At 68.9% G+C, this 20485-nt stretch carries 15 protein-coding genes and 1 pseudogene; 11 read left to right on the forward strand and 5 right to left on the reverse strand.

The genetic code is table 11. The annotated features are described in order from the left end of the window. Nucleotides 1–4 precede the first annotated feature (4 nt). Nucleotides 5–2860, forward strand: a complete 2856-nt coding sequence (locus tag FJV41_RS01165) for a cation-translocating P-type ATPase (protein WP_141640510.1) — start codon at nucleotides 5–7, stop codon at nucleotides 2858–2860. Between the two features lie 6 nt (nucleotides 2861–2866). Here FJV41_RS01165 and FJV41_RS01170 read toward each other — a convergent pair whose 3' ends face one another. Both FJV41_RS01170 and FJV41_RS01175 read right to left on the reverse strand, forming a co-directional pair. Then, nucleotides 2867–3769, reverse strand: a complete 903-nt coding sequence (locus FJV41_RS01170; protein ID WP_246136926.1) for a DUF547 domain-containing protein — start codon at nucleotides 3767–3769, stop codon at nucleotides 2867–2869. Between the two features lie 370 nt (nucleotides 3770–4139). Next, nucleotides 4140–5231, reverse strand: coding sequence for a Gfo/Idh/MocA family protein (locus tag FJV41_RS01175; RefSeq protein ID WP_141640511.1), 1092 nt, complete (start codon nucleotides 5229–5231; stop codon nucleotides 4140–4142). Between the two features lie 195 nt (nucleotides 5232–5426). Between FJV41_RS01175 and FJV41_RS01180 the strand changes: the two genes are divergently transcribed. From FJV41_RS01180 to FJV41_RS01190, 3 genes are all read left to right on the forward strand, one after another. Continuing rightward, nucleotides 5427–6029: a TetR/AcrR family transcriptional regulator gene (locus FJV41_RS01180; RefSeq protein ID WP_141640512.1), complete on the forward strand. Its 603-nt coding sequence runs from the start codon at nucleotides 5427–5429 to the stop codon at nucleotides 6027–6029. A 102-nt stretch (nucleotides 6030–6131) separates the two neighbouring features. Continuing rightward, nucleotides 6132–9329 (forward strand): TonB-dependent receptor, encoded by a 3198-nt coding sequence (locus FJV41_RS01185; protein ID WP_141640513.1) that lies wholly within the window; start codon nucleotides 6132–6134, stop codon nucleotides 9327–9329. A 27-nt stretch (nucleotides 9330–9356) separates the two neighbouring features. After that, the gene (locus FJV41_RS01190) at nucleotides 9357–10112 is read left to right on the forward strand and encodes a hypothetical protein (RefSeq protein ID WP_141640514.1); all 756 of its coding nucleotides are present in this window, start codon (nucleotides 9357–9359) and stop codon (nucleotides 10110–10112) included. A 55-nt stretch (nucleotides 10113–10167) separates the two neighbouring features. Here the strand turns inward: FJV41_RS01190 and FJV41_RS01195 are convergent, their stop codons facing one another. From FJV41_RS01195 to FJV41_RS54510, 3 genes and pseudogenes are all read right to left on the reverse strand, one after another. Further along, nucleotides 10168–11379, reverse strand: a complete 1212-nt coding sequence (locus FJV41_RS01195; RefSeq protein ID WP_181790312.1) for a right-handed parallel beta-helix repeat-containing protein — start codon at nucleotides 11377–11379, stop codon at nucleotides 10168–10170. 269 nt (nucleotides 11380–11648) lie between these two features. Then, nucleotides 11649–12473: an LLM class flavin-dependent oxidoreductase gene (locus FJV41_RS01200; RefSeq protein WP_281291370.1), complete on the reverse strand. Its 825-nt coding sequence runs from the start codon at nucleotides 12471–12473 to the stop codon at nucleotides 11649–11651. Beyond that, nucleotides 12433–12858: pseudogene (locus tag FJV41_RS54510) on the reverse strand (LLM class flavin-dependent oxidoreductase); the annotation flags it as partial. The gene FJV41_RS01200 and the pseudogene FJV41_RS54510, both read right to left, overlap by 41 nt. A gap of 222 nt (nucleotides 12859–13080) precedes the next feature. Between FJV41_RS54510 and FJV41_RS01205 the strand changes: the two are divergent. The 7 genes from FJV41_RS01205 (at nucleotide 13081) to FJV41_RS01235 (ending at nucleotide 20422) form a co-directional block, all read left to right on the forward strand. Then, complete coding sequence (locus FJV41_RS01205) at nucleotides 13081–15408, forward strand: Kelch repeat-containing protein (protein WP_141640516.1); 2328 nt, start codon at nucleotides 13081–13083, stop codon at nucleotides 15406–15408. Between the two features lie 445 nt (nucleotides 15409–15853). Beyond that, nucleotides 15854–16513, forward strand: coding sequence for a DUF6310 domain-containing protein (locus tag FJV41_RS01210; protein WP_306440851.1), 660 nt, complete (start codon nucleotides 15854–15856; stop codon nucleotides 16511–16513). Between the two features lie 5 nt (nucleotides 16514–16518). Next, a complete protein-coding gene (locus FJV41_RS01215) occupies nucleotides 16519–17286 on the forward strand; it encodes a DUF5953 family protein (protein WP_141640518.1) in 768 nt (255 codons plus the stop codon). Nucleotides 17287–17389: 103 nt separating this feature from the next. Further along, nucleotides 17390–18034, forward strand: coding sequence for an HAD family hydrolase (locus FJV41_RS01220; RefSeq protein ID WP_141640519.1), 645 nt, complete (start codon nucleotides 17390–17392; stop codon nucleotides 18032–18034). A gap of 23 nt (nucleotides 18035–18057) precedes the next feature. After that, nucleotides 18058–19119 carry a Rieske 2Fe-2S domain-containing protein gene (locus FJV41_RS01225; RefSeq protein ID WP_141640520.1) on the forward strand — a complete coding sequence of 354 codons (1062 nt, stop codon included), beginning with the start codon at nucleotides 18058–18060 and terminating at the stop codon, nucleotides 19117–19119. A gap of 7 nt (nucleotides 19120–19126) precedes the next feature. Then, on the forward strand, nucleotides 19127–19711 hold the full coding sequence (locus FJV41_RS01230) for an RNA polymerase sigma factor (protein ID WP_141640521.1): 585 nt from the start codon (nucleotides 19127–19129) through the stop codon (nucleotides 19709–19711). Nucleotides 19712–19786: 75 nt separating this feature from the next. After that, complete coding sequence (locus tag FJV41_RS01235) at nucleotides 19787–20422, forward strand: methyltransferase family protein (protein ID WP_141640522.1); 636 nt, start codon at nucleotides 19787–19789, stop codon at nucleotides 20420–20422. Nucleotides 20423–20485: the final 63 nt, after the last annotated feature.

Below are 20485 nucleotides of genomic sequence, written 5' to 3' on the forward strand. Positions count from 1 at the left end.
TCCCATGCACGAGCCGCCACCCGCCGCCTCTGGAGAGGATGGCCGTGCGTCTTCTCGCGGAGCCGTGCCCTGGCATGCCCTTCCCCCCGAGCGTGTGTTCGAGCAGTTGGAGAGTGGCGCCGAGGGCCTGACGGACGAGCAGGCGCGAGAGCGGTTGATGCGCCACGGGCCCAACGTGCTGGAGCGCCAGAAGGGTGAAGGGCCGCTGAGGCTGCTCTGGCGTCAGGTGAACAGCCCGTTCATCTGGGTGCTCATCGTCTCGGCGGTGCTCGCGGTGGTGATGGGGAAGGTGACGGACGGGCTGGTGGTGGCGGCGGTGGTGGTGCTCAACACCGTCATCGGCTTCGTGCAGGAGTTCCGTGCGGGCAAGGCCATCGAGGCGCTGAGCCGGATGGTGCCGGAGAACGCCACCGTGGTGCGCGCCGGCGACAAGCGCGCGGTGCCCGCGGCGGAGCTGGTGCCTGGCGACGTGGTGGAGATTGCCTCTGGGGACAAGGTGCCCGCGGACATGCGGCTGGTGTCCTCACGCAACCTCCAAATCGAGGAGGCCGCGCTCACCGGCGAGTCCGTCCCCGCGTCGAAGCAGCCCCTGCCCGTCGAGGAGGACGCGGAGCTGGGCGACCGGACGAGCGTCGTCTTCGGCGGCACGCTGGTGACGTCCGGCGCGGCCAGGGCGGTGGTGGTGGCCACGGGCGGTGCCACGGAGCTGGGCCGAATCTCGGAGATGCTCCGAGGGGCGACGGACCTCCAGACGCCGTTGACGAAGGCGCTCGCGACCATCGCCAAGGTCATCACCGGGGCCATCCTCGTCGTGTCCGTGCTCCTGCTCGGGGTGGGCCTGTGGCGCGGCTATGACCTCAGCGAGGCCGTCGTCGTGGCGATTACCCTGGCGGTGGCGGCGATTCCGGAGGGCCTGCCCGCCATCGTCACCATCGCCCTGGCCATCGGGGTGCAACGCATGGCGGCCCGTCGCGCCGTCATCCGCAAGCTGCCGGCGGTGGAGACGCTGGGCAGCACCACCGTCATCTGTTCGGACAAGACAGGCACGCTCACGCGCAATGAGATGACGGTGCAGGCGCTGTGGACACCGACGGGGCGCTACACCGTCACCGGGGTGGGCTATGCGCCTCGGGGAGAGCTGCGCAGGGATGGCCCGCCGCTCAGCGCCTTGCTGGTGCCCGAGGACGTGCGGGAGCTGCTGCTCGCGGGCGCGCTGTGCAACGACGCCGCGCTGCACGGGCAGGGCGGTGATTGGCGGATGACGGGTGACCCCACCGAGGGGGCGCTGGTGGTGGCGGCGGAGAAGGCGGGCCTCGGCGTGGACGAAGCCCGCGCCCGCTTCCACCGGCTGGACGCCATCCCGTTCGAGTCCGAGAGCCAGTTCATGGCCACCCTGCATGAGGACGCGCGAGGCGGCCGCGTGCTGCTCCTCAAGGGCGCGCCCGAAGTCGTGCTGGCACGGTGCGCGCCGGACGGCGCCGCGTCGAATGAGGCCGTGCTGGAGGAGGTGGAGCGACTGGCGCGGCGGGGGATGCGCGTGCTGGCCGTGGCCTCGCGCGAGCTGGCGGAGACGCGAGACACCCTGGCACTGGAGGACGCGGAGGGGGGCCTGGAGCTGCTGGGACTGGAGGGGATGATGGACCCGCCTCGCGAGGAGGCCATCGAGGCGGTGAGGGCGTGCCACGAGGCGGGCATCGTCGTGAAGATGATTACGGGCGACCATCTGGCGACAGCGGAGGCCATTGGCGCGCGGCTCGGGCTGCACGAGCCAGGGACGCCCGGTGTCGCGGGCGCGAGGCTGGGGGCGCTGGACGATGAGGCGCTGGCGGACGTGGCCGAGCGCACGAATGTCTTCGCGCGGGTGGCGCCGGAGCACAAGCTGCGGCTGGTGCGCGCGCTCCAGCAGCGGCGGCACGTGGTGGCGATGACGGGGGACGGCGTCAATGACGCGCCCGCGCTCAAGCAGGCGAACATCGGCGTGGCCATGGGAATCACAGGCACGGCGGTGTCCAAGGAAGCGGCGGACATCGTCCTCACGGACGACAACTTCGCATCCATCGCGGCGGCGGTGGAGGAGGGAAGGCGCGTCTACGACAACCTCATCAAGTCGCTGGCCTTCGTGTTGCCCACCAACCTGGGGCTCGCGCTCATCCTCCTGTGTGGCGTGGCCTTCTTTCCCATCCAGGACTTCGGAGGGGGGCCGGTGCCGTTGATGGCGATGCTGCCCACGCAGTTGCTCTGGATAAACCTGGTGGCCACGGTGTCGCTCGCGCTGCCGTTGGCGTTCGAGGCGCGTGAGTCGGACGTCATGCGGCGCAGGCCGCGCGACCCGGACGCGCCGGTTCTCAGTCACTTCATCGTGATGCGCACGGGCCTCGTCGCCCTGCTGATGGCGGCGGGCGCCATTGGCTTGTTCCTCTGGGAGTACGCGCACGAGGTGCCGGACGTGGGGCATGCGCGGGCGCTGGCCGAGGCGCAGACGATGGCTGTGAATACCGTCATCAGCTTCCAGATTTTCTACATGGTGATGTGCCGCACGCTCACCGGCTCGCTGCGCAAGGTGGGCCTGTTCAGCAACCCCTCCGTGTTCATGGGGATTGGGGCGCTGGTGCTCTTGCAGCTCGCCTTCATGTACGTGCCCTTCATGCGGCGCATCTTCGGCACCGCGCCGCTGTCGCTGGAGGCCATTGGCCTGTCCGTGCTGGTGGGCGCGGTGGTGGTGCCCGCGGTGGGCTTGGAGAAGTGGCTGCGCGGACGCAAGGACGGCGGTCCGGTGGAGCGCTCCCGCTCCCGCCCCCGCTCGCGAGAGGATGAGGAGCACACGCCGCCTCCCGGGACTCACGAGCGTTTGCCGGCGTGAGGTGCTTCAGCGCTCCGTGCGCGAGGGGCGCGCGGCGGCGTCCGGGAGCGAGGTGTCCTCGGCCTCGAAGACGATGTGGCAGCGGTCCAGCTTGGGTCCGCAGGCGTGGTCCAGGTCCGCGCGGGTGTCGCAGCCGGGACGCTCCTCGCAGGTGTCGGGAAGGAAGGCCCAGACGAACTGGAGCACGTTGCCCCGGCGTCCCTCGGGCAGCGCGGCGAGGAAGTCTTCGCGGTACGTCTCGAACAGGCGCGCCAGGTGCACGGTGTCCCTGTCCAGGCGCACGTTGCGCTTGTCGCCGATGAAGCGGCGGCTGGCCTCGTTGAGCTGCGAGTGGAGGTACTCGGGCTGGAAGTGGGAGCTGTCCATGCGCGGGCCGCCCCGGGTGGCGTGGAAGAGCGCGAGGTGCACGCGCGGGTCGGCGAACTCCCCGGAGAGGACGCGATGGCGCAGCGACCACAGCGTCATCCGCCGGCCGCCCACGGGCCATGAGCGGGCCCAGAAGAAGCGCCCTGGCCAGGGCTGCTCCACGCTCTCCAGATAGGGATATCCATCCACCACCTGCTGGAGCACGAGCGCGTGGTAGGTGTTGAGCCAGAAGGCGAGCGCGTCCTCCGACGTCGGGAAGACATCTGGCCGGTTGTGAGGAGAGAACGAGGCGAGCGACGCGACGAAGCGGTCCAGCTCCGCGCGCTCGCGCCCCATGGAGGAGAAGTCCACGTCGCCGTCGGGCTGGACGTGTCGCAGCACCTTCTCGAAGCCCTGGTAGTGGAAGGGCTCGTCGGCGGAAGGAGCGGAGGCGGGCAGCAGGCCCTGCACGTACAGCGTCGCCAGCGCCGCCAGCATGCTCACGCTGGCGAAGAGCACGGCGGCCACCAGGTAGCGTCGTCGGGAGGGCAGGGGAGCGTCCACGAGGCGCGCAGCATAGACCAACGCGAGCCCGCGCCACCTTGGCCCCACCGGTCTCCCGCCCGGCGAGCACACAGAAGGACGCCATGCCCACCGGCCACCCACCCTGGGGGCGCCTACGACGTCCTGAGGTGGAGGGCTCGGCGGATGGCGTCCACTCCTGCCAGACGTGAAGGAAGCCGCTGCGGCATCCGCTGCTCTCCCAGTCGCGGACGACGCCACGACGGCGTCCGCGCCCTCCCGGACGCGGAGGACTCCGTTACGGCGTCCGCAGCTGTCCCGACGCGGAGGACTCCGCTACGGCGTCCGCCGCTGTCCCGACGCGGAGGACTCCGTTACGGCGTCCGCAGCTGTCCCGACTCGGACGACTCCGCTACAGCGTCCGCCGCTGTCCCGACGCGGACGACTCCGCGAACGTGTTCAGCAAGCGGTGCAGCTTCACCGCGTGCTGGAAGCCGGGCGCGAGCGACGTGCCCTCCGCGACGTCCTTCGCGAACGCCGCGTAGAGCTGCGCCGTCTGGTGCGCGTCGTCGGTCAGCGCGCCCTTGGCGCTCAGGAGGTACTTCTCCGGCGTGGGCAGCGGCTGGAGCGGCTGGTTGTCGCCTCGCGCTCCGGACACGGTGAGGTCCTGCGACAGGTACAGGTCCCCCTCGGTGCCGGTGATGGTGCAGCCGATGACGCCGCCATTGCGCTTGCCGGCCTCGACATGGGCGGACAGCACCGCGCCGCTCTTCAGCGTGCCGGTGATGAGCACCTGGTCCGGCGCGGTGACGGGGATGACCTCGCCCGTCTCCGCCAGCGTGGTGTGCTCGAACTGGCGCGTGACGAGCGCGGCCACGCTCTGGAAATCCCCCACCGCCGCCAGCACCGTGTCGAGGAAGTGCGCGGTGATGGTGGCCAGCGCGTTGGCCCCCTTGGTGGCGTCCGCCGTGTAGTCATACGCCTTGGGCCGCGTGTGCCCGAGCATGGCCGTGGACACCTGGAGCGTCACCGAGCGCACCTGCCCCACGTAGCCCTCCTGGAGCAAATCCCTCAGATAACGCGCGCCGGGCGCCAGCCGACGCTGAAGCCCGATGACGGTGCGCACCCCCGCCGCTTGCGCCAGCGCCGCCAGCTCCGTCGTCTCCTCCACCGAAACGCCCAGCGGCCACTCGCAGAACACGTTCTTCTTCGCGGCGATGGCGGCGCGCACCAACCGCGCGTGCTCGGCCGCGCGCACCGAGACGACGACGAGGTCCACCTCGGGATGCTCCACCAGCGGCTCGAAGCTCGCGAACGCATGCGGCACGTCGAACCGGCGCGCCGTCTCATCCGCGCTCACCTGCCGCGTGGTGCTCACCGCCGTGACGCGATAGCCCGGCAGGGACTGCAGCGCGGGCAGATGCGCGTAGGTCGCCCACCCCCACTGCGGGCTCGCCCCGATGATGCCCACCCGAATCCTGTCCGACACGCTCGACTTGCCCATCGCTCCACTCCTTCGCAGGTGACGGGGCGGCACCGCGCCAGTCCGGGCTCCGCTCCCGGCCGGCAGGCTAGCGAGCGACCTCCGTGGATTCAAGACGACTGGTCATATTCAATGAAAAGCCGTGGAGTATCATGGGGTTGTAGCGAATTCGAGGCGGGTTTTGACGGCCCGGGGCACGGGCCCTAAAAGGGAGCGATGCCGAGAGCCAGCGTTCGCGACAAGCTGCTCGCCGCCGGTCTGGAGACCCTGCGTACTCAAGGGTTCAACGGCTGCGGCGTGCAGGACATCACCGACGCGGCCGGCGTGCCGAAGGGCTCCTTCTACAACCACTTCGAAAGCAAGGAAGCGCTGGGCGCGGCGGTGGTGGACCAGTACATGCGCGCCAGCAGCGCGGACCTGTCGCTGCTGCGCGACACGTCCCTCACACCGCTGCGACGGCTGCGCGCCTACTTCGCCGCGCAGGTGGAGGTGCTCGTCGCGGGCAGGTTCGAGTGCGGCTGCCTGCTGGCGAACTTCGCCGCGGAGCTGGCCGACCACAGCCCCCTCATCCGCGAGCGCGTGGCGGCCTCCTTCGCCGAGTGGTCCTCGCGCCTGGAGGAAGTGCTCCTCGAGGCGCAGGGTTCCGGAGAGGTCGCCAAGGACGTCGCTCCAGAGATGCTCGCCACCTTCATGCTCGGGGCCTGGGAGGGCGCCGTGCTGCGCAGCCGCGTGGAGAAGGGCCGAGCCCCGCTGGATGCCTTCCTGCGGCTGGCGTTTGATCGCTCCCTGGAGCAGGCAACCGCCGCCTGCGCCCCCTAGCGCGCATGGCGCGGCTCGCCAATCCGCACTGTTTAATTAGGGATTGTTGCTTTCTCGTGTCTTGAGACAGAGTGCTCCCTGAATCACGGGAGGGAGTCAGCTTTGTCCATACGTGTAGGTCTTGCTCGCGGGCTGTGTCTCGCGGTCCTGCTCTTTGGCGCGGGGGCATTCGCGCAGGGCGTCTCGGTCATCACCGGCACCATCACCAGCGCGGATGACAAGCGTTCGCTCGCGGACGCAGTCGTGACGGCGACGTCGCCGAAGCTGCAGGGTGAGCGGGTGGTCGTCTCGGATACGAGCGGCCAGTACCGGCTCGCCCAGTTGCCGCCGGGTACGTACACGCTGCGCGTGGAGCGCGAGGGCTTCGAGCCCTTCGTGCGCGCCGACATCGTCCTGCGGTTGGACCGCACCATCCGGGTCAACATCCAGCTGTTGCCCTCGGCCTTCGGCGAGGAGATTTCCATCAGCGCGGCGCCCACGGTGGACGTGGGCTCCAGCACGACGGGCCTGAGCGTGGACGCGGACTTCCTGCGCACCATGGCCGTCATCCGCCCCGGCACGAAGGGCTCCGCGTCGCGCTCCTTCGAGTCGCTGGCGGAACTGGCCCCGGGCGCCACGGAGGACCGCTACGGCGTGAGCGTCAGCGGCAGCAGCTCGCCGGAGAGCCAGTACGTGGTGGATGGCCTGTCGGTGAATGACCCGAGCGTGGGAACGCTGGGCACGCCGCTGTCCGTCGAGTTCGTCCAGGAGGTCAACGTCATCACCGGTGGCTACATGCCGGAGTACGGCCGCTCCACGGGTGGCGTGCTCAACGTCGTCACCAAGTCCGGCTCCAACGAGTTCCATGGCTCGGTGTTCGCGAACATGGCCCCCGGTGCGTTGCAGCGCAACGGCACGGTGGTCCGCCAGGAAGGCACCGTCATCTCCGCGCAGGGCCAGCCCTGGAACCAGGGCGACTTCGGCTTTGATTTGGGCGGCCCCATCCTCAAGGACAAGCTCTGGTTCTACGTGGGCGTGGCGCCGTCGTTCAATCGCATCCGCGTGGACCGGCAGCTGAGCACGCTGGACTTCTGCACGGAGGTGGACCCGGCGATCGGCTGCGCCACGGTGGGCCAGCGCCGCAGGGACCCGGAGACGGGCTTCGGTCAGGTGACGCCGATTGAAGGCTCGCGCACCACCCGCTTCGCGGACGAGCGCAGCATCCAGTACATGAGCAAGCTGACGTACCTCTTCAACCCGGACCACAACCTGTCGCTCTCCGTCTTCGGCACGCCGCGCTCCTCCGGCGGCGACGGCAAGTATGCCTTCAGCGACGACGGTGACCCGGAGGTCTGCGTGGGCCTGTCCTGCACGGCCTACGTCCAGGGCACCTACGACTCCATCGCCACGCGGCGCTCCAACGGCGTGATGGACATCGTCGCCAAGCAGTCCTCGTCCTTCTTCGACAAGAAGTTCCTCGTCGACGCGACGGTCGGCTGGCACCACCAGTCGGACAGCCAGCTGCCGTCGGATGGCTCGGGGCTCTTGTCGGACTCGGGCCTGTCCTCCCGGCCGAACATCGCCTGGCGCCGCACGCGCAACCCCGGCCCCCACACCATCACCGAGTTCGAGTCGCTGCTGGACCCGTCCGTCTGTGGCGCCACGGAGGCCGAGCAGCGCCGCAACTGTCCCGTCACCGCCTACTCCACGGGCGGCCCCGGCACCATCAGCGAGCAGGAGTTGGACCGCGTCCAGGGCAAGGTGATGGGCACGTACCTGTTCCAGGCGTTGGGCCACCACATCGTCAAGGCGGGCTTCGACGCGGAGCGGATGAGCTTCTACAACAACCGCGCGCGCACCGGCGGCACGCCCTGGCAGGAGTGCACCGGCGGCGACTGCTTCTACACGCTGAACCAGTACGGCTACCTGGATGGGCCGGACTCGCCGGTGTTCCTGGCCAGCAAGGAAGGCACGTCCACGTCGATGACGGTGGGCGGCTTCGTGCAGGACAGCTGGTCCATCATGGACACCGTCACGCTCAACGCGGGCCTGCGCTACGACGTTCAGACGCTGTGGGGCCTGGACGACAAGGTGGGCCTGCACCTGCCCAACCAGTGGTCGCCCCGCGTGGGCGCCGTCTACGACTTCACCCAGCAGGGGCGCTCCAAGCTGTTCGTCAACTTCGCGCGCTTCTTCGAGAACGTGCCGCTGGACATGGCGGACCTGTCCTTCCCGCAGCAGCAGCTCCTGTCGGCCACGTATGACTCGCCGCCGTGCCGCCCCGACGACCGCAACTCGCTGGTGACGGACTGCGTGGCCAGCCGCAACCGTCAGCTCATCGGCAACAGCGAGAGCCCCAATCAGGCCTGGGACGCGCAGGGTGGCGACCGCGTGCCGGTGGACCCGAACATCCGCGCCCAGTCCGCGGACGAAATCATGGTGGGTGGCGAGTACGAGGTGCTGCTCGGCCGCTTCGGCCTGACGTACACCCGCCGCCAGCTCAACGACGTCATCGAGGACATGAGCCGTGACGACGGCAACACCTTCTTCCTGGGCAACCCGGGCAAGGGGTACTCGACGGACTTCCCGGAGGCGGTGCGCAAGTACGACGCGGTGAACCTGTACTACCAGAAGGCATTCTCCGACGGCTGGCTGGCCCAGGCCAGCTACACCTGGTCCCAGCTGCGCGGCAACTACTCCGGCCTGTTCCGCGCGGACACGGGCCAGTTGTCGCCCAACCTCACGCGCGACTTCGACCTGCTGTCGCTCACCACCAACCGTGACGGTCCGCTGCCCGGTGACCGCACGCACGCCATCAAGGTGTTCGGCGCGCGGGAGTTCCAGGTGACGCGGACGACGAGCGTCAATGTTGGCGGTGGCTACCGCAGCCGCTCCGGCACGCCGCTCAACTACCTGGGCGCGCACCCCCGGCGCAGCGGCTCCGAGACGTTCATCCTGCCGCGCGGCAGCGCCGGCCGGCTGCCCTGGGTCCACAACCTCGACACCCACGTGGGCGTCAGCCAGAAGCTGGCCCGCGACTACACGCTGAGCCTGTCGCTGGATGTGTTCAACCTCTTCAACTTCCAGCAGTACACCGCGGTGGACCAGACGCTGACCTTCACCCGCGTCTATGCGATTGAGCAGGGCGGCAAGCCGGAGGATTTGACGGCGTGCCTCACGGCCAACAACCCGGGCTGCAAGGTCATCTCCACGGCGACGAACCTGCCCATCACGACTTCCGACATCAACCCCAACTTCAAGCGTCCCACCGCCTACCAGGCGCCGCGCTCCGTCCGTCTGGGCGCGAAGCTCAGCTTCTAGGCCCCCACCATGAAAGGACAATCACCCATGAAGACTCGTTGGATGGGATGGGGACCCGGCGTCGCCGCTTTGGTTCTGCTCGCGGGCTGTGGCGTCGAGGACCCGGAGCCGCAGTGTGTCGTGGCGCGCGCGGTGAGCGACGGCTCCATCGGCTCGTTCGCCACCGTGTACACGCTGTTGCCCGGACAGAATCCGGACCAGCAGTGCGCACAGCTCAAGCCGGAGCCGCTGGGCCTGCAGAAGTACTACAGCCAGGACCCCAACGCGCGGGACACCGTCGCGGTGCGCAGCGAGCGGCTGGGCGAACTGGTGGCGGACTTCGAGGAGGACCGGCCGGACCCGGACCCCTCGCACACGCCGTTCTCGGTGGGCCCGTTCTCGAGCGAAGGGCCCGGCGCGGACAACTTCTGCGACGTGCCCCAGCTGAGCCCCACGCGGCTGGACGTGCCCGCCACGGCCACGCTGCCCGCGCAGAGCTTCCGCTACGAGTGGTCCAACCTGCGCATCTACAACACGCCTGGGATTCCGGGCACGCAGTTCAAGGCGGACCTGACCTACACGGAGAACGGCTGCACGGCGACGTACCAGGCCAAGGGCATCTGGCCCGTGGTGGGCTGTGCGACGAAGGGCGCGCCGGACGAGACGAAGTGCGACCCGTACGCGGACTACTCCGTGGGCCGGCTGCGCGGCTCCGGCATCAACCCGCTGTTCCCCGTGAAGTGCGACCCGGACGCGCTCATCTGCGTGCTCACCGGTGACGTGCCGTCCGACGAGACGCCCTGAGCGTCGGTGAAGCAGGCCCCTTCCGCTGCTCGTCGAGCGGAAGGGGACCTGGGGCTCACTGGAGCGGGGTGGACTGCTGGTCCACGCCGGAGGACTTGCGCCAGTCGGTGAGGTTCGTCTCCTCCTGGGGGTCCACCTTGAACGTCCCGTTGGAGCCGTACCGGTTCCGGTCCATCTTCAGGCCGGGCCGGTGCTGCCGCTGCCCCAGGCGCACCAGCCTGCGCCCCTGGATGCTGTTGCCCCGCACCGTCAGGTTCTCGCTGGGCGCGCCGTTGGAGCCCAGGCCGAGCATCATCCCGTAGCCCTGCGTGCCGGAGATGGCGTTGTCCACCACCTGCACCTCGCGCGAGTTCTCCACGCGGATGCCCGTGCCGTCGCTCCCGCCGCTCTGGGTGATGTCCCGGATGACGTTGCCGCTCACCACCACGCCCACGGGGCTGGGCTCGTCGCCGATTCGCGAGCCCCCCACGGAGATGCCCCGGCCCGCGTCGTGGATGGTGTTGTCCTCCACGCGCACGTCCCGCGCGGAGTAGTGGATGACGAGGGCCTCTCCAGAGGACGTGGGGGACTTGCGGAAGCCGTACATCGTGTTGTCACGAATGACGACGCGATGGCACGTCTTGATGTCCACGGCGTTCTCGTCATTGTCGTGGAGCAGGTTGTTCTCGATGAGGATGTCGCTCGCCGGAGCGTCTTCCTTCTTGTCCGGCAGCAGGCACTGCACGGAGTCCCCCGAGTTGTGGTGGATGTCGTTGCCGCGCACCGTGATTCCGCGCGACGTGGCCTGGATGACGACGCCGTGCGAGTCGCCCTTGGGTTGCTTGCGGAAGTCGTGGATGTGGTTGTTCTCGATGAGCACGTCCCGGGCTCCGCCGTAGGTGGCGATGCCGGCGCCCAGGGTTCCGTGGTGGAGGTCGTTGCCGGTGAGCACGGAGCCCGTGGTGTTGCCCTCGAAGAGGACGGCGAAGCGGGGCTGGCCGCGCACGTCGATTTCGAAGCCCTCGACAATCCAGTAGGGCTTGCGCACCTGGACCAGCGTCCCGCCTTTCGGCGTCGGGACGATGCGCGGTCGCCCTTCGCCCACCAGGGTGATGGGGGCATCCGCGCGGCCCGCCTTCACCGCGTTGTCGATGAGCAGGCCCTCCGCGTACTCGCCGGAGGCGACCCGGATGGCCTCACCGGGACTTACGACTCTCAGCGCGCGGCCGATGGTGCGGAACGGCGCCTGCTTCGTCCCCGCCGCCGTGTCCGAGCCCGAGGTGCTCACGTGCCACTCCCGGGAGAATTGTTTCGGGCGGCGCGTGGCGTGCCGCACGGTGTCGCCGCTCCCCTGGTCGCCCTCCTTCTTGGCGGGCGAGGTCGTGCTCGCCGCCCATGCGGGGCTGAACGCCCACAGCGCGCAGGCAAGGCCCCATCCCAGTGTCAACTGGCTGACCCTCATCCCCATCCCCTCCCGTCGGACAAACCCCGCTCCCCAAGGTGCGCACGATGGCGCGGCTGGGAAGCGGGGAAGGGGCCCGTCGTTGCCGCTGGGGTTCAGGGAGGGGCGGGCGTCTTGAACTCGGGGATGAGCTCGCCGGTGAGGCGGATGCTCTTGAGGACGGCCTCGTGCGAGAGGGCGCCCACCTGGTGGAAGGACATGAGGGCGTCGATGCCCAGCGACTCGTAGCGCTTGAGGCCCTGCCGCACCTGGTCCTTCGTGCCGACGATGAGCGAGTCCTGCGCGCTCAAGACTTCCCAGACCTGCTCGTGGGGCACGTCCTCGCCGGACATGATGCGGCCGAGGATGCGCTGGGCCTTGGACACGGGGGCGTTCGGGTCCTTGCCGCGCAGGTACTGGCCCGTCAGGCCGCCACCGGCGGGGTCCCTGGCGAGCGCCTCCAGCTCCGCGGCCGACTTGACGAAGAAATCCTTGGCCTCGAAGAAGGTGAAGGAGCCGTTGGTGTACCAGGCCGCGGCCTGGGCGGCGCCGTTCTCCATGGCCTCGCGCTCCGAGTCCGCGCAGTGCACGAAGGTGAAGAAGGCCACCTGGTTGTTCACGAACTCGCCCACGGGCTCACAGCGCGTCCTCAGCGCCTCGCGGTAGAGGTGAATCATCTCTCCCACCTGCTCCGGAGACGCCCACAGCGTCACGCCGAGCGCGCCCACGCCGTTGCGTCCCGCCTGCTCGAAGGACGCGGGGCTGGAGCACGCCTGCCACAGGGGAGGGTGCGGCTTGCGGTAGGGCTTGGGGATGACGCTGATTCGGGACCATCTCGAAAGCCTGCTGCATCTGTGAGCGGGTGGCGTCCGCGTCGATGTTGAAGACGCGCCACTCGGGGATGGTGCTGCGGGCCATGCCGAGCTGGAAGCGGCCGCCACTCAGGTGGTCGATGAACGCGGAGCGCTCGGCGATGCGGATGGGGTGGTTGAAGCGCGCGGGCGCGAGCGCGGCCGAGTGGCCCACGTGGATGTTCTTCGTACCCATCGCGATGGCGGTGAGCATGACCTCCGGCGCGGAGCTGTAGCTGAACTCCACCGCGGTGTGATGCTCCACCTGCCACCAGACTCCGTAGCCCATCTCATCCGCCAGCCGCGCCTGCTCCAGTGTTTCGCGGATGAGCCGATGCTCATGGTCCGGCTGGGTCCAGTGTTCCTTCGGGTGCTGCATCTCCGAGAAGATATCGAGTCGCATGTCAGGTCCTTCCCCCTGTAGACCTCGGGTTGACTCGAGTGTAGCACCGGGAGTGAGGCTGTCTTGTCCCATGGGTCAATCCTTGTCATGCGAGGGTCGGGGTTGACATCCATTGTTTGTCTTGCATGAGGTCACCCGGGGCGGAGCGGGAATGCTCTACTTCGTCGGCCCGCACCCGCCTCCCTCGGGGTGGTGCGGGCTCATGACCGGCCTGTCTCCCTTCCCTCACCTCGCGCCCCCTCTCGTCGGGGGAGCCCGGCCGATTCCTGCTCACGCTGGGAAAAGGAAGCTCGAATGCAAATGCAAGGCAAGACGCGCTGGGGCTGGGCCTGTCTCATCATCGGAATGCTGGGGGCCGCCCTGGGCTGTGGCTCGTCGGGAGAAGTGCAGTCGCTGGGCGCGGTGGAGTTCGTGGGAGCTGTCTCGGAGGCGCTCGCGGGAGAGGACGTCACGCGTGTCACCGTCACCCTGACGGCCACGGGTGTCCCTGCGTCCACGGTGACGCTGGTCCAGGACGCCGGTGCGTGGCGAGGGACGTTCCACCAGGTTCCCGCCGGCACCGCGCGGATGTTCACCGCGGAGGCGTTCGATTCACAGGGCGCGCTGCGTTATCGCGGCGTGGCGGAGGGTGTCACGATTGTGGCGGGTGAGACGGCGGTGGTGGCCATCACCTTGCAATCCCTCTCCACGGGGGCGCCGTTCGACAACACGGTGCCCTGCATCGACTCGTTGGTGGCGTCGTCGAGCATGGTGTTGCCGGGTGGCAACATCGTGTTGCGGGCCACGGCTCACGACAAGGATGTGACAGACACGTTTTCCTATGCGTGGAGCGCCACGGGTGGGGTGTTCACCACCACGGGCACGTCGACCACGACGTGGACGGCGCCGCAGGTCTCCGGGGAGTTCGCGTTGACGTTGACTGTCACGGACTCGCGCGGCGCGGCGACGAGCCTGCGCATCGATGTCCGCACGATGTCGACGGATGGCGGGCCGAACTCGGGCGGGGCGAGTGTGAGCGTGGCGTTCAACATGGCGCCGACGGTGCGGGGCATCACCGTGACGCGTTCGCCGGTGCCGGTGGGGCAGAGCACCACCGTCACGGTGGACGCGGTCGACGCGGATGGGGATGCGCTGACGTATCAGTGGTCCACGGTGTGCGCGGGCGCGTGGACGCAGCCCACGTCCACGTCGGCGTCCTTCACGCCGAGCGCAGTGCCGTCGGGGGACCCGTGTGGCAACTGTGCGCTCACGGTGGCGGTGTCGGATGCGAAGGGTGGACGAGGGCAGGGGACGCTGCGCGTCTGCGTGGGGCTGGGCACGGGCCCGAGTGTTCCTCCGCGCATCGTCCTGGCGAACCAGTCCGCGAACACGGTGGCGGGCCGCGAGGCCGTGACGCTGCGAGTGCTGGCGGAGGATGGAGATGGGGCGGCGCTCACGTTTGGCTGGGCTTCGAGTGTCGGGGCGCTGGGCACGGCGACGAACGGCTTCACGTCCAGCGAGGTCCGTTGGACGGCGCCGGCTTGCGTGGCGACGGGCAGCGCGCCGACCGTCACGGCGACGGTGACCAACGTGCGCGGCTTCTCCGTGGCGCACACGTTCAGCGTGAGCGTGGTCAATGGGCCGGACTGTGGCAGTGGCACGGTGGCGCGGTGGGATGCCACGGGCAGCATGCTCACGACGCGCGCTGGCTACACAGCGCTCCTGCTTCCGTCGGGCAAGGTGTTGGTGGCGGGGGGCTACAATGGCATCGGTAGCACCATGGCCTCGGCGGAACTCTACTCTCCAGACACGGGAGCGTGGAGCGCCGCGGGCACGATGAGCAGGGGGCGCATCAGCCACTCGATGACGATGCTTCCGTCAGGCAAGGTCCTGGTGGTGGGGGGGCTTCCCACCACGCATGGAGGGAACGGCCTGCGTGAGGCGGACCTCTATGACCCTCAGACGAATGTCTGGACGGCCGTGGCCTCGATGACCTTCGAGAGGAAATCACACACCGCGACGGTGTTGCCCTCGGGCAAGGTGCTTGTCGTTGGTGGCGCTGTTGAAGCCACGGGAGGAGGAAGAATCCCCGAACTCTATGACCCCGAGACGAACTCCTGGGTCCCTGTCGCGAGCTCGAGTGCGATTGGCCGGGGAGGCCACTTCGCGCTCCTGTTGCCCTCGGGCAAGGTGTTGGTGGCGGGGGGGAACTCCATCGCCGAACTCTATGACGTGGCCACGAACACCTGGGCCGCCGCGACGGGGCTTACGGGGGGCTGGACACACGCGTTCCTGTTGCCCTCCGGGAAGGTCCTGATGCACGTCGGCACTTCGTTGTGGGAGTACGACCCGTTGCTCAACGTCCAGCGGAGTGTGGGGACGTGGAATCACCATCGGAACGCGGCGCACTTGGTCATGTTGCCCTCGGGGCGCCTGATGTTGACGGGAGGCCTTGAAGGCGTGGGGCTCACCACGGAGTTGTTCGACCCCGCGACGGGTGTCACCACCTACTCCGTGAGCATGCCGTCGGCCCGAGCGGGTGGTTGGCCTCTCCTGCTTCCCTCCGGGAAGGTGCTCATCGCGGGAGGCGTGCTCTCCGATAACAACACCTACGTCAACACGGCGGTGCTCTACACCCCCTGAGCCTCGCGAAGCCGACACCTTCATCGTGTGACTGGCACGGTGGGGGTGTCGGCCTCCCTCGCGGGCACCCGTCCGCTTCCCAGGCCGGGTGCCCGCGAGGGCCACGTCGGGAACAGGTGCCGAGCCCCGGTGAACAGCGGCAACCACAGCCTGCCCCGCGACATCCTGGCGTCCTCGAAAGGACATGCCCTTGCGTTTGCGCTCTTGCCTCTCGCTCCTGCTCCTTCTCTCCTCCTGCGCTACATCCGCGCCGAGCCCCAGCGTGTTGGTGCCTCGGAGCCGGAGGCTCGCCAACCTCCAGAGGGCGGCGACGCTGCCCTGGAGCGACGAGGGGCGGTGCGTCGTCAAAGAGGCTTCCCAGCCGTGGCCCGTGATGGTGGAGCAGTGCTTTCACGTGCTCGACCGCGAGAGGATTCGTTTTCAAGACCCCACGGGAAGGTGCGCCATGGCCTCCACGGGTGCAGTTGTTGTGGGAATCGGAATCTGCATCCTGGCGGCACCGGAGATTGTTGTCGGCGCGGTCATCATTACCGGTGCAGTGGTGGTGGCTGTCGTCATCAAGGAAGCCCTGGATGCCTACGAGTTGCGACGAGGCCATTCTGAGCAAGCAAAGCCTGTGTTCCAGACAGGTTCTTCGCTGAAGGAACCCGTGGTGGAGCGAAGCCCGAAGCCCGAGTCATCAGGACAGGACGGCCCTCCCACGATGCCCCCTGTTTCCCTGGAGCAAGAGCGCCGCCCTGATTGCACCCCCCGGCCCGTGCCGCACCTGGGCGGCGATGCCCTGCACAACCGGTGCGCCGACAGGGTTCCTCGGAATGGATTCCCCGGTTCGGATGTGCTCGTCAACGGGAAGCGCTTCGACGCCCTTCAAGCCGGCGAGCGTGTGTTGTGGGAGGTGAAGACCGACAACTTCGACACGTTCTCGGTCTACCTCCAGAGGATTGTGCCTGGAAAACAGGTGGCGGAGCTGCGGCGAGAGCGTGCTCTCGCTCTGTCCTGCGGATTCGATTTCCGGGTCGGCGTGCGAAGCGCCGAGCACAAAGATGCCCTGGAGGTCGAAGCGCCAGAACTTGAGGGCATCATCGTCGTCATGGAATGGTGCTGAGAGAGATGACGGCCAAGCAACGCAACGACCTCGGCATCATCGTCTACGGCCCCGCCCTCATGCGCGGTGATGACCGCCCTCTGGCTGTTGTCCGCGCCATGGAGCGCACGTCTCCTGGTCTGCGCCTGGAGTGGACGATCTCCGACGAGGGAAACCCCGTGTCACTGCCAGAGCGCGACGCGTGGATTGCCCAGGGGAGGTCGGACTCACCGGGCTTTCCGCTCGTCTGCAACGGTGGCGGTGAGAGCGACCTCGTGACGCTCTACGGCCTGGAGCTACCGAAGGACTTCGGGCCGGCAGGGCACCCGCTGTTCGAGGTTCATGCCGCACTGCCACTGAATGGCGCCAGCATCGCGGAGGCCGCGGAGATGTTGGCGGCGGTCGCGGAGGCCGCTCGCGCGTTCTGGGGACATGTGACGCCGTTCCGCGCGGGGGTGGAGATCGCGCGCCAGACCAAGAACTGGGCGGCCAATCCGCAGCCACCGCCACGCGGGCTCCCAGCGCTCAAGCTGCCCAAGGACCTTCGCTCACCGGAGATTCCGCATCGGCTGGGCTGGCTGAGCTACTGGTCGGCCGCCGCCGCACAGGCCATCGGTTTTCCAGACCCGATGCGCGACGCGGCGCTGCTCTCGCGGGCGCGGCGTACCACGACGGGAGGATGGGTGGTCGGGTTGACGGATGCGCCGCTCGACCTCGACGACCCAGCCCACCTCAATGCCCTCCTGAGTGCCTACGAGCGCTTCCCGGAGATCGGCGGACGCTCGGGGCGGTGACGGCCTCCCTCCCGGGCACCCGTCCGCTTCCCAGGCCGGGTGCCCGCGAGGGCCACGTCGGGAACAGGTGCCGCGCGCGCACGAACCACGTATGCAGGAGCGCATGAGCCGCGCTGACTCCCGTGGAATCCTCTTCGACCTCGACGGCACGCTGGTGGACTCGCTGCCGGATATCATCGACAGCTTCCTGCAAGCCTTCCCCGTGCATGGCCTCACCGCCCCCACCTACGCCCAGGTGCGCGCGCTCATCGGCTACCCGCTCGACTTGATGTACGCGGAGTTCGCGCCCCAGCACGTGCCCGCGCTGTGCGCCACCTATCGCGAGCACTACCCCCTCAACTACATGAACCGCTCGCGCCCCTATCCCGGTGTGCTGGAGGCCCTCGGCACGCTGCGCGAGCGCGGCTACCTGCTGGCCGTGGCCACCACCAAGAAGAGCCCCATGGCCCGCCGCTTCGTGGACGCCATGGGCCTGGGCTCCGTGCTCCACCATGTGCAGGGCACGGATGACTTTCCGCACAAACCCGCACCCGATGTGCTCCACCGCGCCCTCGCCGCGCTGGAGACGGGCGGATTGTGGATGGTGGGTGACACCACCCTGGACCTGCGTGCAGGCAAGGCGGCCGGACTGCGCACCTACGGTGTCACCTGGGGCACTCACCCCGTGGAGGAACTGGCCGGTGAAACACCGGATGAGCTTCAGCCCGACTTGCGACGGTTGCTGGAGCGCCTTCCTCCCCTGTCCTGAGTCGCTCGCTATACTTGGAAAGTATGGAGCCACTGCCCGACGTCCTCCGTCATTTCCATCCCGTGCTCCCAGCCACCGCGCTCCGTAAGAAACCCATGCGAGTGGAGGTGGCCGGTCGTGCCTATGCCCTCTTCCGGGACGCTGAAGGGCGTCCCGCCGCGCTCGCGGATGCGTGTCCCCACCGCTTCGCGCCTTTGTCCAAGGGCCGCGTGCGCGCGGATGGTCGGCTCCAGTGCCCGTACCATGGCTGGCGCTTCGACGCGCAGGGACAGGGCGCCAATCCCAGTCAGCCGGAGCTGCGGCACTGCGACGTGAAGAGCTTCCAGGTGGTGGAGCACCGGGGCTACCTGTGGCTGGCCCATCGCGACACCCCGCTGTCCTCGCTGCCGGAGCTGCCCGCCAACGACGGTTACCTCTTCGGCGGCAGCTTCTCCGTGCTCTTCGAGGCGCCGCTGCATGTCGCGCTCGACAACTTCAGCGAGGACGAGCACACGCCCTACGTCCACACCCGCCTGGGCTGGGATGACCCTCACGCGGGCCAGGTGGAGTTCAAGGCGCACAACCTCGAGGACCACACGGAGGTTTTCTATCGCGCCCCCCAGCGGCCCGCGCCGCTCATGAAGCTTCTGGGCGTGCGCGACGGCGACCTGTTCCGCAACGAGTGGGTGACGCGCTTCGACCCGGTGCACAGCCAGTACACCGTGAGCTGGGAGGCGCCCTCCGGAAAGCAGCGTCCATTCATCACCCGCGCCAACATCTTCTTTGTCCCGGAGACGGCGAAGACGACGCGCCTGCATGTCTTCTCCTTCCTGCGCTGCGTGCAGCCGCTGCTCAAGCCCTTCCTGCCGGTGGCGGCCCGAGTGGCCATGGAGCTCACCCGCTGGGAGGTCGTCGACGACGCGCGCTTCATCCCCACCGTCGCGGACACGCCCTACAGCCACAGGGGCATGCGCCTGGACCGGTACGACAAGCCGCTGGTGCACCAGCGCCGCCTGATGGAGCGCATCTACTTCCGTCAGCCTCGGACGACGACCACCGAGGACGAACTGCCCGCCGTGACGCTCGCTCGCGAGGCGGTAGGCTGAAGCCCGCATGAGCCTGGACGCGCGCGTCATGGAGACCCTCGTCGCCCAGCGGCGCCGCTTCCTCGCGTTCCTGGCTCCACGCGTGGGCAGCCCGGAGGAAGCCGAGGAGGTCCTCCAGCTCGCCTTGGTGAAGGGGCTGGAGAAGGGCGAGGGGCTGCGCGACGAGGAGAGCGCGGTGGCCTGGTTCTACCGGCTGCTGCGCAACGTCCTGGTGGACCGCCACCGCCGCGCCCGCAGGGAAGAGCGCGCCCTGGCCGTCGAGGACGCGGAGGCTCCCCGCTCCACCGAGGACGCCGAGGCGCTGGAGTCCTCCGTGTGCGCGTGCGTGGCGGGGCTGACGGACACGCTCAAGCCGGAGTACTCGGCCGCCATCCGCCGCGTGGACCTGGAGGGCACGCCCGTCTCGACGTTCGCCCGCGAGGAAGGGCTCACCGCGAACAACGCCGCCGTCCGCCTGCACCGCGCCCGGCAGGCCCTGGGCCGTCGGCTCATCGAATTGTGCGGCACCTGCTGCACCCACGGCTGCGTGGACTGCGCCTGCGAGCCGGGGCGTCCCCGAGTCACCGAAGAGGCCCGACAAAAGCCGGTGTAATGCGGCGAGGAGTCCGGGCGTCAGCCCTGGCGTCAGGGGCGGGCGGGTGCTCGCCCCCTTCGTCGAGGACCTCTCATGGACGCCGAAACCCTCCACCGCCTCGCGCTGCCCGCCAGCGCCGTCGCCTTCCTCCTCTTCGCCATGGTGCTGCCCACCGCGCGGCTGCGCCGCCGCACGGGCCAGGCTGCCTTCGTGCTGCACCGCCGCGCCAATCCCTTCCAGCGCGTCATCGGCGTGTGCATGGGCCTGTTCATCCTCGGCCTGACGGCCTGGAGCGCGTTGTACGCGGCGCTGGGCTCGGAGCGGCTCGGTGTGTGGCCGGTGCCGGACGCCGTCCGGTGGCTGGGCTGGGCGGTGCTGCTCGCGGGGCTCGTCGTCGTGCTGGTGGCCCAGGTGCAGATGGGCGCGTCCTGGCGCATTGGCATCGACCGGGAGCCCACGGCGCTGGTGACGGACGGCCTGTTCTCCGTCGTCCGCAATCCCATCTTCGCGGGCATGCTGTGGGTCGTGGTGGGGATGGCCTGCGTGACGCCGAGCGCGTGGACGTGGATGGCGTGCGCCGACTACGTGCTACTCGTGTCTCTTCAAGCAAGGCTGGAGGAGGAGCACCTCGCGCGGCTGCACGGCCCGGCGTATCGCGAGTACGCGGCGCGGGTGGGGCGCTTCCTGCCAGGGTTGGGCCGGTTGGAGCCTGCGGAAGTCACGGCCTGAAGGGCACACCTCCCAACGGCACCCGGGACTGGGATGAACTCCGGCCCCAGGCGCTTCTGGTAG

The organism is Myxococcus llanfairpwllgwyngyllgogerychwyrndrobwllllantysiliogogogochensis, from assembly GCF_006636215.1.
GTDB classification, from domain to species: Bacteria; Myxococcota; Myxococcia; order Myxococcales; family Myxococcaceae; genus Myxococcus; species Myxococcus llanfairpwllgwyngyllgogerychwyrndrobwllllantysiliogogogochensis.